This is a genomic window from Nitrosospira sp. Nsp1, assembly GCF_900100985.1.
Classification (GTDB): Bacteria; Pseudomonadota; Gammaproteobacteria; order Burkholderiales; family Nitrosomonadaceae; genus Nitrosospira.
In genome coordinates, this window is sequence record NZ_FMUF01000002.1 from 184,128 (window position 1) to 199,849 (window position 15,722).

At 52.3% G+C, this 15,722-nt stretch carries 11 protein-coding genes; 5 read left to right on the forward strand and 6 right to left on the reverse strand.

The genetic code is table 11. From position 1 onward, the window contains the following. Positions 1-148: 148 nt before the first annotated feature. The 6 genes from BLP78_RS15080 to BLP78_RS01995 all read right to left on the reverse strand — a co-directional run bounded on the left by BLP78_RS15080 (position 149) and on the right by BLP78_RS01995 (position 8,670). Positions 149-1,087 (reverse strand): EDSAP-1 family PEP-CTERM protein, encoded by a 939-nt coding sequence (locus tag BLP78_RS15080; RefSeq protein ID WP_143002865.1) that lies wholly within the window; start codon positions 1,085-1,087, stop codon positions 149-151. A gap of 236 nt (positions 1,088-1,323) precedes the next feature. Then, positions 1,324-1,992 (reverse strand): acyltransferase, encoded by a 669-nt coding sequence (locus tag BLP78_RS01975; protein ID WP_090455921.1) that lies wholly within the window; start codon positions 1,990-1,992, stop codon positions 1,324-1,326. A gap of 422 nt (positions 1,993-2,414) precedes the next feature. Next, positions 2,415-3,152: an N-acyl amino acid synthase FeeM domain-containing protein gene (locus tag BLP78_RS01980; RefSeq protein WP_218118896.1), complete on the reverse strand. Its 738-nt coding sequence runs from the start codon at positions 3,150-3,152 to the stop codon at positions 2,415-2,417. An 845-nt stretch (positions 3,153-3,997) separates the two neighbouring features. Next, entirely contained in the window at positions 3,998-6,790 is a 2,793-nt protein-coding gene (prsT, locus tag BLP78_RS01985) for an XrtA/PEP-CTERM system TPR-repeat protein PrsT (protein WP_090455923.1), read from the reverse strand. A gap of 536 nt (positions 6,791-7,326) precedes the next feature. Continuing rightward, a complete protein-coding gene (locus BLP78_RS01990; RefSeq protein ID WP_090455925.1) occupies positions 7,327-8,109 on the reverse strand; it encodes an inositol monophosphatase family protein in 783 nt (260 codons plus the stop codon). A 3-nt stretch (positions 8,110-8,112) separates the two neighbouring features. Beyond that, positions 8,113-8,670, reverse strand: a complete 558-nt coding sequence (locus tag BLP78_RS01995; protein WP_090455927.1) for a thioredoxin family protein — start codon at positions 8,668-8,670, stop codon at positions 8,113-8,115. Between the two features lie 222 nt (positions 8,671-8,892). Between BLP78_RS01995 and BLP78_RS02000 the strand changes: the two genes are divergently transcribed. From BLP78_RS02000 to BLP78_RS02020, 5 genes are all read left to right on the forward strand, one after another. Further along, complete coding sequence (locus tag BLP78_RS02000; RefSeq protein ID WP_090455929.1) at positions 8,893-9,660, forward strand: 16S rRNA (uracil(1498)-N(3))-methyltransferase; 768 nt, start codon at positions 8,893-8,895, stop codon at positions 9,658-9,660. A 147-nt stretch (positions 9,661-9,807) separates the two neighbouring features. Further along, entirely contained in the window at positions 9,808-11,148 is a 1,341-nt protein-coding gene (gene argA, locus BLP78_RS02005) for an amino-acid N-acetyltransferase (protein WP_090455931.1), read from the forward strand. 128 nt (positions 11,149-11,276) lie between these two features. After that, the gene (locus BLP78_RS02010; RefSeq protein WP_090455935.1) at positions 11,277-11,549 is read left to right on the forward strand and encodes an oxidative damage protection protein; all 273 of its coding nucleotides are present in this window, start codon (positions 11,277-11,279) and stop codon (positions 11,547-11,549) included. Between the two features lie 80 nt (positions 11,550-11,629). Further along, positions 11,630-13,711 carry a polyphosphate kinase 1 gene (ppk1, locus tag BLP78_RS02015; protein WP_090455937.1) on the forward strand — a complete coding sequence of 694 codons (2,082 nt, stop codon included), beginning with the start codon at positions 11,630-11,632 and terminating at the stop codon, positions 13,709-13,711. 421 nt (positions 13,712-14,132) lie between these two features. Then, positions 14,133-15,704, forward strand: a complete 1,572-nt coding sequence (locus tag BLP78_RS02020; protein ID WP_090455939.1) for a CYTH and CHAD domain-containing protein — start codon at positions 14,133-14,135, stop codon at positions 15,702-15,704. Positions 15,705-15,722: the final 18 nt, after the last annotated feature.

The window sequence follows — 15,722 nt, forward strand, 5'->3', positions numbered from 1 at the left end:
TATGAGCCAATTCCAGACCGTTGGCCTGGAATTTTTGCCTGCTTGTGAGCGCGTGCTTGTTGACCGCGCATGGGTCGCAAGGAAAGGCATGCACAATGAAAAAAGGGCAAGGATAAAACCCTTGCCCTCTAGATGCGAGTAGGAGCGCTTATACTTGCTTGCGGCGACGGGAAACGAATCCCATGCCAGCCAATCCCACGCCGAGCAGTGCAAGGGTTGCAGGCTCAGGAATTAAGGCAACCCGGCTGACAAGACTTACCCGTTCCGATTGCTCTGCTGTAACGTTATAGGTGCCCACTGGTAAAATGCCGGTGGTCATCCGGAACACTCCAAGGGGGTCATCGATTTGGTTGGATCCTGCGAGAAACTGCGAGAGCGTCTTGTTAAGGCTGTAAGGATCAGACTCAACAGTTCCGCCGATGGTACCCCCTATCGAACCATTACCGTTTGGCGCCCACGAGACGACGGTTTCTCCAGTCAGGTTATTTGTAATCGTCAACGAAGCTGTCAGAATAGCCTGAGCAAGAGAACCAGGCAGGATATCAGCGCTGAGCGCTACGCTAAGTATCGGATCAAAGGTAAACTCGAATGTTGCGGTGCCGGCCGCCGAAACTATAAAGTCGACATTGAAGAATGTTCCCGAAGAGTTATTCCCCCGCGCTTCTGCCGTACCGTTGAGGTCGATGTTGGCCTCAGCGACGTTTGCCGACTGGATGCCTTCTCCGGCCCCTATGCCGAATTGCTCCTGAGTAATCGCCGCGTCGCCTCTTGAGTAGGTGCCGATGCCCTGACCTAACGGTGTCCAGACGTTCGTTCCGGTGGCGGTACCCAGATTGGCGGTATCCGCATCCTGGAGTCCGGTTCCTACAGCGGAAAACCCGGCCGAAGGCGAGCCCGAAAGGGTCGCTGAATCGGCGGACGTGTTGACGGGGGCTCCAAATACATTCGCGGTATTGTTAGAGATAAAAAAACCATCAAGCAGGCTATTCTGCGAATAGGCGTAGGCCGCTGCCTGCGCGTTGCCGGCTAAACCCAGCCCCATTGCAAGGGCGGCTGCCGCCAACGTCGCTAATTTAAATTGTTTCATTAAAATCTCCTGGTGCGCTGCGTTAAAAATCTTGATTTACGGTCTCCGTCATCTACGGGTTCCCACTAGAGGAAAAGCACGAACCGTGCCAGGTCGTATCTATCATTATTTTCCTAGTATATACAATGACTTATCAGTATAGGCGGTCATATTATGCTCAGCCGTGTAAAGTAACCCGACAATCATCATGCTTGTGATAACAGATAACAGATAACAGTCTCATTCGATCTATACTTTTACTGCCTCTGGCGCTTGAGCAGTTTGGCCGGGACGCCTCCCCAGACTTCACCCTCTCCGATGCTGCTACCCTTGGTTACCACAGCGCCTGCCGAGACTATGGCGCCATCATGGATGGTAACCCCGGACATCACCACAGCAGTTGCGCCAATAGTCACATTGTCTCCGATATGAATTGCGGAAAGTGAAAGTCGCCTGCCTTCTATGGCATGGGAAAACAGCACTGCATCATGGCCAATAATGCAGTTGCTGCCGATATAAGTCAGCGGAGGGTCGAGGATGACTCCTGCGCTATAGGTGTTGTGGCCCAGGCGTGCACCAAGCGCAAGGTAAACCAGCCGAAGCAGCGGCACCGGCAGGAAGTGCGTTCTGATGAGAGAATTGAACAGGATAAGGTAGAACAGTATATTGACTTGCGCCGCAAACTCTTCTTGAGAACCCTCCGCAATATCGCCCTCCCGCAAGGGTAAAATGCGCAGAAACAGCCGATATACCGCAAAGGCATAAATATACACCCAGAACAGGGCCGCGCCTGTCAGCACTACACCGCGGAAATCTCCCAGCGATAGCGAACCAAAAAGCAGCCAGGTAGTACCAAAGCCAAGAGTGAGGATTAATACGAGCAACAGCAGGAAAGTGAGAATTTGACTTGGCGTGATTTGTCGCATATCGACTAAACGCGAGATGATTGGTAAGACGGCCGGTGGGAACGCGGGCTTGCACGAATGGTCGGAGGGAAATAGCTGGGCTCGGTATCTGGTGCCACGATAAACGGAAACGGCAGGTCAGCAGCCGTTGCATCGAACCGCGTTGAGCGTATCCATTGCTGCAAGCACTTTCGCTCCAACGGCGATTTCTATCGGCTTTATACTCGCTAAAGCCGGTGTAACGTTTGAATGTTCGGGATCAGCGAGACAAGCGTACGTCAAATTATAAAATTGGATTCCCCGTCTGTCTAATCCTGTGAAGAGATAACCGATACGTCCCGCTTATCCCGTTCTGACCTCATGCAAGGACCGATTCGGTAAGAGGCACAGTAAAAGCCTGAAAAAATTCGGAGTGAAGTGTGAAAAAAAGAATGCGTTTTGGCTTAACCGCACAGGGCAGCAAAATCGAAAGCGGTTGTTTTGTTAATGTAATTGATCCTCTTGGCTACTTTTTTTTCCTCATGCTCAGGTAAAAAATAGGGGTAGAGCGACCTTTCCCGGGGCTCCCGCGAGCCCGCCAAGGAGGAAACCTGGGCGTCCACGTAATCCAGTTCCAAATGCAGCAGCACGGCCGGGGCATTAACACGCTGGCAGTTGCGGGTTTCGCCGAGCTGGTTAAACCCTAGCATGCGCTTATAGTATCCTGTATGGCGTGGATTAACCTCGATAAAGAAATCCGTCGCCCTGTGAATGATGCGACCGCATATGTATGCAAGGTTGAACAGGCATGCAAGCAATTCCTTTGAACTGAACTGAGGATCGATAGCGAGCTTTGACAGTTCGCATACTTTCCTGTCCTTTGCCCGAAATGTGCTGATTTTCTCTGCGTAAAGTTCGTCAGCGAGCAGCCCATGTTCCGAATCAAACCTTAACGAGAGCGTGCCAACGAGATCTTCTCCGCTGAACGCCTCCAAGGTGGTCTGATTGGGGGAAGATACAGCAGTTTGCTCGGTGGTATTATAGCCACGCCAGGAATACATGCGCTTGATGAGCGCGCTCACCTCACTGCTTCGCCCTGGTGAATCCGCCAGGCGGATACTGTAATCGCCACGCCTCAAAACACACTGATCAGGGGTTTCATTCCGCAAGCCTTCTTTTGGGTGCGCATGTGACGCCGGCATTAATCGCAGCGCGGTGCGATTTCCACTTGTTCCCGCGGATGAGAAAGGATGAGCTCTGTTAAAGCGAGGACTTTCGTCATTATGTAATAGCATGGTAGTGTCCAAAAATTTAATCGGATTGACTCAAGTTTGAAGTACGCAACTTTTGCAGTATGGATATCGACCGGCTCTGGTCAGTCTTTTGATGTGCTGCTTAATGCAACACGTGAGATCAAGTTGAGCAATTGATGGGTCGAACGTGATGGCTTGAGATTACGTTATACGTTATGAGAACTCGTGCACGCCTGGAATAGTTAACCGGGACGAGCTTGGTTGCATTAGCACAAAGCATAATTCGTGCCAGATTATTTTAGTTGTATATAATCAAGCAATAACAAAATTTAGAAATACTTACGCTGTCGCCAAGCGCAGCCGAATATTCTTCGTAATATGATAACTTGCTGAAAATTAGAGTTTTTTTTTGTCGCTAGAAAGCGACAATTCGATCGTGGAGATTTGTTCGTGAAGACAGGAAAGCGAATGGAGAAGCTTTTGAATGAAAGCTGGCGAAAAAAGAGCCTCGGCAGAAATCATTAAACTTTTCTCTGCCCGGGTGGACGGCGTGGGACCATAAGGAATTGATACATGGCAAGAGGACGTGCGGATGGCTTCCCCCTTGGGGTCATCTTATTTCTGTGTTACTGGCTCAAGTATCTGCTTGAGCCAGTAACATGCATACCCATAACAACATCACCCTATAAGCGCGGCGTATCGCGCACATGCGGGATGCCCATACCAAGGGTGAAACCCATCAATTTACAGACATGCATCAAGTCAAGGTGAGCCTGCACATACCGGTAGCCTGCCTACCGCATCTGTTTCAGCAATGCTCTAGCCTCATCAATGCCAGGAAAATCCTTCCCTGCGCTTAGCAGTTGTTCGAGTTCCTTACGAGCGCCTGCCTTGTCGCCTGATTTGTCAAGTCCGACCGCAAGATGGTAGCGGAATTCGGCTGATTCAGGCATGAGGGACGTTGCCTTCACCAGCAGCGGCAGACCTCGTGTAGTATTGCCTTGTTCCACCAATACCCATCCCAGCGTATCCAATACCGTCGGATCGCTGGCGGTCACCCGATAAGCCTTCTCCGCATATTCCAGGGCGCGCGGGTCTTTTTCCTGTTGATAGAGCCAAGCCAGGTTATTCAGTGCGGGCATAAAATCAGGGGCTTGCTTCAAGATAATCTGATACTGCTCGATGGCGGCTGTATTCTGCCGTTCCGCCATATAGCTTTCAGCAAGGTACATGCGGGTGGCTGCGTCGGCAGGGTGTTGCTTCAGCCACGCAGCCAGCCGGGGGGTTGCTTCTTTCCCTTTTCCAGCCTCGCTAAGTGATGCATGCAATTTCGTCAATAGCGGTCCGCTCTTGCTGAGAGCGAACGCCTGCTCGTACGCCTTCGCAGCAGCGGCGGGATCCTTTTGCTTCATCAGCAAATCGCCTTCCAGAATATAACCCACGGGCGACTTTCCCTGCTGTTTCTGGATCTGCCTGGCGATAGCGAGAGCTTGCTCATGATTACCTTTGCGTACCTCTAGCGCAGTTTGTGCCAATTGCGCATCCACATAATCCGGCTTGATGACCAGCGCTTTTTTAAGCGCCTCCGCCGCTGCCGACGGGTTCTCCATCGCCGCATAAATCGAGGCGATACGCAATTGAGCAACCGCGTATTCGGGCCTCATGGCGACGAGTTTCTTATAACTCTCCAGCGCAGCCACCTTGTCTTCATTGGCGAGTTGGGCTTGCGCCAGAAGTTCCAGGACACCCGGATCGTTGGGGTTGCTGCCTTGGAGTTTTTGCGCAAGGGTCAGAGATTTCTGTTTTTCTCCCAAACGAAGATAATGATCCGCCAGAAGCATGGCTGCCTGCTGCGATTCAGGATTCTCCTGGCTTGATCGTTCCAGCCATGTAGTGGCCTCCTTGTTCTGTTGCTGGCTGAGAGCGAGGCGCGCTAGTGCGGTCATGGCCTGAATGTTTTTCTTGTCTTTTTCCAGAATGGCTTCAAAGCGTTTTTTGGCGGCGTCCGGTTTTTTTTCCAGCAAATCAAGTTGAGCCAGGTTAGCTATAGCCGGAAAGTAAGTCGGCTGGAGAGAAAGTGCTTTCTCAAAGCTGGTGCGTGCGTTCGCGACATCGTTTTTGCCCATGTAGATGCCGCCTTTCAGATTTTGAACGAGTGGATTGTCCGGATCTTCCTTTTCAACTGTTTTCACAGCGGCGAGCGCCTTGTCGAATTCTTTAAGGCGAAGGTGTGTCATGACCAGCAGGATCCCCACCTGGGATGATTTGGGGTCCAGCTTAGCCGCGGTTTCCAGTTCGGCCACTGCGCGGTTGCTTTCGCCTTGACCCAGTTTGCTCATGCTGAGCGCGGTATGGAGCAGTGCGCTTTTCGGTGCAAGCTGGCTGGCTTTTTCAAAATTTTCCGTTGCTTTGACGAAATCTTTAGCCTGCATGTAGGCCTCGCCCGCCAGAGCGAGCAATTGGGGATCCTGTTGCCCGCTTTTGAGGGCCGGTGTCAATACGTCGATTGCCCGCTGAGGCTGGCGGCTTTTCAAAAAGCTGGAAGCCAACAACTTGCGTGCATAAAGGTTTTGCGGATCCTTCTCCAGATATTGTTTCAGATGTTGCTCTGCTTGTGGCGCCGATCCCAAAGCGTTTTGGACTGCTCCAGCAAGCAATAGGCTGGGCATGTGGTCAGGTACTCTGCTTAATACCTGCTGCAAAGATTCCAGCGCGGCGCCGTGTTTGCCCTCATTGAAGTCCAGTAGCGCCTGGGTATAAAGGACCATGATGCTGCCGGGAGCTACCTTGCGTGCCGCATCGATATCCGTCTTCGCAACTTCGAATTTCCTCGTGCCGATTTCCAGGAATGCTTTATTGAGGTACGCCATTGAGCTGTTTGGCTTCAGTTTTATAACCTGATCATAGGCAGCCAGCGCGGAATCCACTTTACCCTGGATGCGCAGCAGATCGCCTTTGTAAAGCCAGGCACCGGAATCATCCGGATTTTTCGTTACCGCTTGCTCCGTGAATTGCGTTGCCGCTTCAAGGTCTCTATTCGCCAGCGAATATTTGGCCAAACCGATCAGTGCGTCCGGAAAATCGGGTTTGTCCTTGAGCGCGCGCTCGAACAGACCCTCGGCCTCTTTAATTTTCCCCAATGCCAGCGAAGCGTCTCCGCGCAATGTCAAAATTTCGGCTGAAGGCTTATCTTCGGACAGCTGCTTCGTTTTATCCATTATCTGCTGGAATTCGCCCAGGCCAAGCAGGGTTTGCCCCAACTCAGGTATTACCGTTGCAGGACTCATTCCCAGGCTTAAAGCCTTCTGCAGCTCTTTCTCCGCCGACCGTAAGTCCCCGGTCTTGTTGTAGGCCGTACCCAGAAGGTAGCGCGCTTCGGGATCATCCGGATTTTTCTGCAGCGCGTTCTTGAGCTGGATAATGGCAGCCTTGTCGTCCCCTTGTTCCTGATACTGCCTGGCGTCGGAAATCAGGGTTTGGGCGTTCCCTGATTTATCGCAACCTGCTGTGCCGGCACCAATCAGTGCCGCAGAGACCATAAGCGCCAATAGATTTTTCGTCGCCTTAAACTTGCTTACATTACGCATATAAAATTTCCCTTCTCTGCATTAGCGTTTCTCTTGAGAGCGGATCTTGGTGCAAGCTGATCGCGGCAGGTCTTCAATAAATAAATCAAGAATCCAACGGATATTTCTGTGGGTGGCGTCGAGCCAACAGAGTTGGGAGCCAGCATGGAATACCTCATTTCAGTTAATTACGGCTGGTGTGCAAGAAAGATTAGTCCTTGAAATAAGGGCGTCACGATACTCGGATCACCGAATGGTTATAGGAACGCAGGACGCAAGTGGCAGAGATCGAGCTGCGAGTTGCCCACTATATCCATGATTTGCCATGGCTTCAATAAGTTGTGCCGGAAGAAAGCATTAATATATTTAATGAGCTTCCTTGTATCTGTTCGACCGACACAATCAAGCGTGGGCGAACCGCTCGAATAAGCGAGTCAACTTGCCCAAAAAAATGAGCTGAATCCATTGAGCAAGGAAAACAGATCTCGCAGCCTCGATTTCAACCGGAGTCCAGCTATCCCGGTCGACCGAACCAGGGGTTGGCATATTATGATCAACTAACGATGTGCTCGCACCCAGTCCCGCCACTGGATAAACAGGCCCAAGTCAAGCGCAGCGATGGCCGAGCGCTGCCAGAGCGGCTCGGCCCAGAAATCATCTTTATCAAGACCACACATGTGTCCCCCGGCCTCTTGCAGAATAAGGCTGCCTGCAGCGTAGTCCCACAGTTTTTGCCCGCCGTGCAGGTACAGGTCAAACCGGCCGGCAGCGGTGTAACACCATTCCAGCGAGCAGGCACCGTAATTCCGATAGGAAGAAAAAGGGCGCAAGGTGCAGACGCTTTCTGCAAGTTTGGGTGTAAGCCGCTTAAAATCAACGTTCGCCATCGCGCCGCGCAAAGCTGAGACATGCTCCTTGATCGGCAGCTTTTCACCGTTCAAGTAGGCGCCTTTGCCTCGCTCGGCATAGAACATTTCGTCTGAAACAGGATTATAAACCACGCCGAGCACACTTCTGCCGTGGCGCATCAGCGCCACCGAAACCGCGAAATAGGGTAGTCCGTTGACAAAATTCGAAGTGCCGTCTATCGGGTCCATGCACCACAGTCCGGCATCACCCGCATGCCAGCGATCGACTTGTTCGCGTTCCGCCATTTCTTCCCCAACCACGGGGCCCGAATAAATCTTTCGTAATTCCTTCGACAATGTTTCCTGCGTGGCGAGATCTGCTTCGGTAAACAGGCTACCGTCCGCCTTGCGTTGCCGTGCCACCTTCAAATAGCGCGGCAGTATTTCCTGCTGTGCAACCGCTTTGACCGCAGCGATGACCGCGTCGAGCACCGGTTATTCCGCCTGCCACTTGATCGAACACCCGATGCTGGGAATCTGTTCGTCAGGCCCCTGCCCGGTTCGGGCAACCTGGAGCATTCCTTCAAAAAGTTCGCGTCGCGCGCCAGGAGGGGCGGCCTCCTTGCGGGAGGCGTCCAGCCGGCCACGATACTGCAATTCGAGCCGGTCATTCAAGCCGAAGAAGTCGGGCGTGCAAACCGCTCCGTATGCTTTTGCCACTTGCTGGGTCTCGTCCCAGACATAGGGAAAAGAAAAATCGCATTCCCTGGCGATCCGCGCCATGTTGTCGAATGAGTCTTCCGGATACTCGACAGGGTTGTTTGACATGATCGCGATGGCACCTATACCGTGCTGGCGTAACTCCGCCACGTCCCGGACAATGCGATCCCGGATCGCTTTGACATAAGGACAATGGTTGCAGATGAACATCACAAGCAATCCTTTTTCGCCTTTTACGGATGCGAGGTTGTACCGTTTTCCGTCCACCCCCGGCAAGTCAAAGTCCGCTGCCTTCCAACCGAAATCGCAAACGGGTGTTTCCAGGCTCGCCATATTTTCTCTCCGGAATTAATAACAAAATGAATTGAGGTCTCACTGCACTTTAAAAATCAACGGTCGCAGCACCAATGAATATAATTTCGCATGCCAATATGGATTGATATAAAACGGTAAAAACCTCGAACAATATCGTTCTGCGAAATACAAGTCTGTTGATGCGCCATTATATTATCATGGGTCTGATTATTGGTTCTTCCTGCTCACTCCTCCTAAGCGATGGCACTCCCCCGTTTTTTTTCCCCCGAAAGAATCAGTGCAGGCCAGGTCATCGAACTGCCTGCGGTTGCGGCGCATCATGCCTCACGCGTGTTAAGACTCCAGCAAAGTGATGAATTGATTTTATTCAACGGCAACGGCGGCGAATATAGGGCGACTATTGAGCTTATCAATAAAAGCGGCGTTACGGTGGTGGTCGAAAAGTACCTTGATATCGAGCGTGAGTCGCGACTCGACATCACGTTAGCGCAAACAGTGTGCGCCAGCGAGAAAATGGACTGGATTGTCCAGAAGGGGGTGGAGTTGGGAGTAACACGCATTCAGCCTCTGGATACAAAACGGGGAGTGGTGAAACTATCAGACGAGCGTGCCGAAAAACGCATAAGGCACTGGCAACAAGTTATTATTGCCGCTTGTGAGCAGTGCGGTAGAAATCGCGTTCCGCCGATGATGCCGTTGGTATCGATATCCAGATGGCTGGGCAATCAGGTTAACGAGCGCAAGAATTCAAGCAGCGATTACCCTCCTGGCTCATGTTTCATGCTCTCACCCGCAGCAAAAAAAGGCTTGCGCGATTTTCCCGCATCTCTTGCTGCCGCTCCGCTAACGCTACTGGTCGGGCCCGAAGGTGGGTTTACCGCGGAGGAAGAGGCTGCGGCCCAAGTGGCTGGATTTGTCCCGTTACGGATGGGTGAGCGCATACTTCGTACCGAAACCGCTGCATTGGCGGCAGTGGCAGCAATGCAGGCGCTATGGGGTGATTATTGAAATCCGGGATTCAAATGGTAGCATGTGCATGTGCATGTGCATGTGCATGTACATTCGGTTTTGAGGCTTTGATTCAAGCATTGAACCGTAAGATTAGTGCAATACCCGCTTCATTTCTATTACATAATTGAGCAGTGCATCTCCAACATGAGGCTAGACACGGATTTTGTAAGCTGGTTCCGCTCGGTAGCGCCCTACGTTAACGCTTTCCGCCATAAAATCTTTGTTGTCGCCTTTGGTGGCGAGGTCGTGGCTGATGGCAAATTTGTCGAGCTTGTTCATGACCTCAATTTGCTGGCAAGCCTGGGCGTACGCCTGGTGCTGGTCCATGGTGCGCGCCCGCAGATCGAATCGCGGCTGGATGAAAACAACCTGCAGACGATATACGTCAGGGGGATGCGCGTCACCGACGGCGCGGCGCTGCAGTGCGTAAAGGAATCAATAGGGCGCGTTCGGGTTGAAATTGAGGCGCTATTGTCAATGGGTTTGCCCAATTCGCCTATGGCCAATGCCGCTATTCGCGTTGCCAGCGGAAATTTCGTCACTGCACGCCCGGTTGGAGTAATAGAAGGTATTGACCTGATGCATACCGGTGAAGTGCGGAAGGTGGATACCGCGGCTATCCGTTCGCGGTTGGAACAAGGGGAGTTGACGCTACTTTCACCACTGGGCTATTCACCGACGGGCGAGATTTTTAATCTGACGCTCGAAAATGTTGCGGCAGAAGCTGCGATTGCGCTCAAGGCAGAAAAACTGATTTTTCTGATGGATGCCGGAAGCATGGAAAAGGAATCTCCTGATACGTCGGAGACATTGCTGCCGCGTGAACTGACCGTGGCCGAAAGTAAGGCACTCCTGACGCGGTCTGCCGATGAATCCCCCAGGCTATCGGACGATGTCCGGTTGTATCTGCCGTTTGCGGTACGGGCTTGTGAAGGAGGTGTGTCACGCGTTCACCTCATCAGCCGGCACGTGGATGGCGCCATATTGCAGGAGCTATTCACGCACAGTGGTATAGGAAGCATGATATCGGATGGTCCGTTGCAAAATTTACGGGATGCGAGGATAGAAGATGTCGGCGCTATCCTGCAATTGATCGGGCCTCTTGAAGCTGATGGGACACTGGTACGGCGGAACCGCGAATTGCTGGAGATGGAAATCGACCGCTTCGTAGTGGTCGAGCACGATCGAATGATAGTTGGCTGCGCCGCACTCTATCCTTTTCCGGACGATAAGGCGGGCGAGCTTGCCTGTCTCACAGTGCATCCGGATTATCGTAGCGCAGGGTGTGGGGATGCATTGCTCAAGCGCATTGAAACCAAGGCCAGGTCCCAGGGAAGTAAAAAATTGTTTGTTCTCACTACCCGAACCGCCCACTGGTTTGTCGAGCGAGGTTTCCTCGAGACTGATGTCCATGAATTACCTAAAGCAAAACAGGGGCTATACAATTACCGGCGTCGCTCCAAGGTATTCGAGAAAAATATATAAGCGGTAGCTTGATCGACTGCTGTGCCGTTCATCGTCACGGAACCAGCGCTTTTGATTAATGGGCGAATACGGTTAAGGTTGATGTACCCGGCAAGTTTATCTACTGTCATACTTGGAGAAGAGCTCAAATGGCAAAATTCGTTAAATGCATCAAACTCGGGCGTGAAATGGAAGGATTGGATTTTCAACCTTATCCGGGGGAGTTGGGGAAACGCATATTCGATAACGTATCGAAAGAGGCCTGGGCCGGATGGATCAAGCATCAGACCATGCTGGTCAATGAGAACCGCTTGAATCTATCGGACATCAAGGCACGCAAGTATCTGGCGGAACAACTCGAGGCGTATTTCTTCGGGGCAGGGGCCGAGCAACCTGTGGGCTATGTGCCGCTGACGAAATAATAAATTCTAAAGTACGTCGTTCGCGAAAGATTCGATTTACCCACTACTGCCGAAGCCGTGCAGGCAAAAGCTGTTTTTCCATGACAAATACCCAAACTGTTAGTCCATTTCTCAACCGCGAGCTGGGCCAGATAGAGTTCAACCGGCGAGTTCTTGCTCAGGCTGGAAACAAGGATACGCCGCTTCTGGAACGCCTGAAATTTCTGTGCATAGTCAGCAGTAATCTGGACGAATTTTTTGAGGTGCGCATTGCCGGGCTAAAGGAGCAGATCAAGCTGGATACGCCTGGTTTCGGGCCGGATGGGATGTTGCCGCGCCAGGTATTCAAGCTCGTTTCCGAACAGGCACATGCACTCGTGGCGCGACAGTATCAATTATTGAATCAGGACGTTCTGCCAGGGCTTGCAAGTGAAGGCATCCGCTTTCTGCGCCGCGCCGCCTGGAACGAGGTTCAGCGCGAGTGGATCAAGGCGTATTTCTTTCGTGAGATGATGCCGGTTCTGACGCCTATAGGTCTTGATATTTCGCATCCTTTTCCACGCGTGCTCAACAAGAGTTTGAATTTTGCAGTTGAACTGGAAGGCAAAGATGCTTTTGGGCGCGGTTCTGGAACGGCCATCGTGCAAGCGCCGCGTGTGTTGCCGCGCGTGATTCCACTGCCGCCCGAGCTCAGCAGCAGCGAGTACAACTTCGTATTTCTGTCCTCAATCCTGCATGCGCATGTGGGTGAATTATTCTCCGGTATGAGCGTCCTCGGCTGTTACCAATTCCGCGCAACCCGCAATAGTAATCTGTTTGTGGACGAGGAAGAAGTCAAGAACCTGCGTATCGCGCTGCAAGGCGAGTTGCCGCAGCGACATTTCGGCAACGCGGTACGGCTCGAAGTGGCGGACAATTGCCCGAAACACATGTCGGATTTCTTATTGGAGCAACTTGGTCTCTCGCAAGATGATTTTTATCAGGTGGAAGGGCCAGTGAATCTGGTACGGTTGATGCAGGTTCCGGATCGGATCGAGCGCCCTGGCCTGAAATACCCACCTTTCATTCCCGGTCTGCCGCTAACGTTGCAGAAGAAAAAAGCTGTGGATATTTTTCAGATGATCCGGAAGAACGATATCCTCCTGCATCATCCGTATCAATCATTTCAGCCGGTGATTCATTTCATTCAGCAGGCTGCGGCTGATCCTGACGTCGTGGCCATAAAACAGACCGTATATCGTACCGGAACGGATTCGCTGGTCATGGCGGCACTTATCGCTGCCGCCAGCAGCGGCAAGGAAGTTACGGTAGCGGTGGAGTTGCTGGCGCGCTTCGATGAAGAGGCCAACATCAACTGGGCCAGCCGGCTCGAGGAAGTCGGTGCCCATGTCGTATATGGGGTGGTCGGCTACAAAACTCACACCAAGATGGCAATGGTGGTTCGGCGTGAGGAAGGCAAGCTGCGGCGTTACGTACACCTGGGTACGGGTAATTACCACGCCGGCACCGCCCGGCTCTATACCGATTTCGGATTATTCACATCCAATGAGGACGTCTGCGCGGACGTGAACGAAGTATTCACGCAGTTGACTGGTCTCGGCAAGGCCGGGAAATTAAGACATTTGTGGCAATCTCCGTTCAGCTTCCACAGCCAGATGCTGGCGGCCATCAATGGCGAAATTCAAAATGTGAAAGCAGGGAAGCCTGCACGTATCATCGCCAAAATGAATGCCTTGCTCGAGCCGGAAATCATCAAGGCGCTATATGCCGCTTCCGGCGCGGGTGTAAAAATCGATCTTATCGTGCGCGGCGTCTGCGCCCTGCGACCCGGCATCAAGGGGTTGTCGGATAACATCCGGGTGCGTTCGGTCATCGGACGGTTTCTCGAGCATACCCGGATTTTCTATTTTCGTAGCGGCGGTGCGCAAACCATCTATCTTTCAAGTGGCGACTGGATGGATCGGAATTTTTTTCGCCGGATCGAAATATGCTTTCCGGTTCTGGAGGCGAGATTGAAAAAGCGTGTGCTTGCTGAAGGCCTTAATATATACCTCAAGGACAACAGACAGGCATGGAACATGGATGGTGACGGTAACTATCGCCTCAAAACGACCCGCAGAGGCAAGCGACTTTGCGCTCAGGAGATGCTGCTCGCGGAATTGGCAACATCAAAACCAGGTTGAACCTAAATCCGGTAGTTGACCGCTCATTTAATAGATCAGTGTCATGATTAATAACAATATCTCATATTATTTAACGCCACTTTCCGGGTGAGGGCGCTACGGGGAGAATTGCACAGTTTTTGGGGCACATGGCTGCGTTGCAACTTCTTGGAATGGAACGGCGCCCCGAAGCGTCGCCCGAGGGACCCCGCGAAGCGGGGATCGGGCAGCGCAGGGGATGCTGCGATTGCGTTCCACACGCAAGGGGCACCGCATCCCGCTTCGGGGTCGCACCTTCCTGCGGAAGGCACTGCTCCGCCCTGCGTGGTCGCATTCCGCGTCGTTGCGCCTTGCCCTGCACCCCAAAAACCGTACACTTCACCCCGTCCAACTACCGGATTTAGGTTGAATCAGCCATGGAGCAAATCTGCAGGACCACAGTATGGCTACCGAAATCGAGCTGAAATTACGCTTGCCCTTGAACTGCGTTGCCCAAGTGCAGCGGAGTCCGTTATTGAAATCCCTGAGTATTTCGCCTTCCGTTACGCGAAATCTTTACACCGTTTATTACGATACTTCTAATTTGGATCTTAGAGGTAATGACGTGGCATTCCGATTGCGTCGTTCCGGTAGACGCTGGATACAGAGCATCAAGGGCGGAGGTAGTGCGGCAGCGGGATTGCATCAGCGATATGAATGGGAAGCGCCAGTACCGAAACCACAACCTGATTTCACCAAAATCTCCGATCCTTCTCTTATCAGGTTGTTCGATAACGCCGACCTGCGCGAGCAAATGCGCCCGTTGTTTATCACCGAGTGTAAACGCAGGATCCGCACATTGCGCTTATCGGGTGGCGGTGAGGCAGAGCTTTGCCTCGATCAGGGCAGGATCGTCGCTGGCGATGCCAGCATGTCTTTTTGCGAAATCGAACTGGAATTAAAATCAGGCAGTCCATTACCGTTGTTTCAGCTTGCGCTGGATCTGCTGCATACCATTCCCCTCAGACTGGAAAATGTGAGCAAGGCAGAGCGTGGCTATACGCTTGCTTCCGGCATCGAATCTCCGCCACTGAAAGCGACATCAGTTCAGCTTGTTGCCGAAATGAGCGTAAATGAAGCGTTCAAGGCAATCGCCTGGAATTGCCTTGGCCATTTGCACAGCAACGAAGCCGGCATGCTGTACGGTGGCGATATCGAATATCTGCACCAGATACGCGTTGCTTTGCGTAGATTACGTTCGGCTTTCAACATTTTTTCCAGGGCGTTTTCCAAGGCTGCGTTTGCGCCGATGGCACAAGAGTTAAGATGGCTTGCCGGGCAATTTGGTCCAGCCCGGGATTGGGATGTATTCGTGACGGAGACATTAGCCGATATTCTCCCGCATTTTTCCGACCACCCCGGCATCCTGCCGCTACAGGAGAAATGTGAGCAGATACGCTGCCGTCACAACGATGACGCGCGTAGCGCGGTGGAATCGGCGCATTATACGGAGCTGATGCTGAAGCTGGGCGCATGGTTGAGTGCGGACTCCTGGGTTACTTCGTCCGATCTGATGGGTTTGGATAATCGGGTGGGGGTTGATGGGCCTGGTGGTTCTGGCGGGCTCGGCGGGCCGGTGAAAGAATTCGCCGGAACATTACTGGCGCATCGGCACCGGCAACTGAAAAAGTACGGTAGAAAACTGGCGAAACTGAATCCGGCGGAATTGCATGCGGTGCGTATTCTCGCCAAGAAGCAACGGTACGCGGGGGAATTTTTCGCTGGATTCTATTCCCAAAAAAAAGTGAAAGCTTACATTAAATCCTTAGCGAAACTTCAAGATATCCTGGGCGTGGTGAACGACACGGCAATTATCGAGCAATTGCTGAGCGAAGTGCCTGGCACCCGTGATGAAAGAAGTGAGCATGAAGCAGTGGGTATTATCCGGGGTTGGGTCGCGAGCAAGGCGCTGGCGAAAAAGCTGGAACTGACAAATGCCTGGGCGAATTTCGATAAAAGTAGCCCATTCTGGTAAGGGTGTTCCCACGGTCCA

Coding starts and splice junctions, on each gene's coding strand:
- BLP78_RS02010 (WP_090455935.1), top strand. CDS start 11,277: ATGGCAAAATTCGTTAAATGCATCAAACTCGGGCGTGAAATGGAAGGA.
- prsT (WP_090455923.1), bottom strand. CDS start 6,790: ATGCGTAATGTAAGCAAGTTTAAGGCGACGAAAAATCTATTGGCGCTT.
- BLP78_RS02020 (WP_090455939.1), top strand. CDS start 14,133: ATGGCTACCGAAATCGAGCTGAAATTACGCTTGCCCTTGAACTGCGTT.
- BLP78_RS02000 (WP_090455929.1), top strand. CDS start 8,893: ATGGCACTCCCCCGTTTTTTTTCCCCCGAAAGAATCAGTGCAGGCCAG.
- ppk1 (WP_090455937.1), top strand. CDS start 11,630: ATGACAAATACCCAAACTGTTAGTCCATTTCTCAACCGCGAGCTGGGC.
- BLP78_RS01975 (WP_090455921.1), bottom strand. CDS start 1,992: ATGCGACAAATCACGCCAAGTCAAATTCTCACTTTCCTGCTGTTGCTC.
- argA (WP_090455931.1), top strand. CDS start 9,808: ATGAGGCTAGACACGGATTTTGTAAGCTGGTTCCGCTCGGTAGCGCCC.
- BLP78_RS15080 (WP_143002865.1), bottom strand. CDS start 1,087: ATGAAACAATTTAAATTAGCGACGTTGGCGGCAGCCGCCCTTGCAATG.
- BLP78_RS01995 (WP_090455927.1), bottom strand. CDS start 8,670: ATGGCGAGCCTGGAAACACCCGTTTGCGATTTCGGTTGGAAGGCAGCG.
- BLP78_RS01980 (WP_218118896.1), bottom strand. CDS start 3,152: ATGCCGGCGTCACATGCGCACCCAAAAGAAGGCTTGCGGAATGAAACC.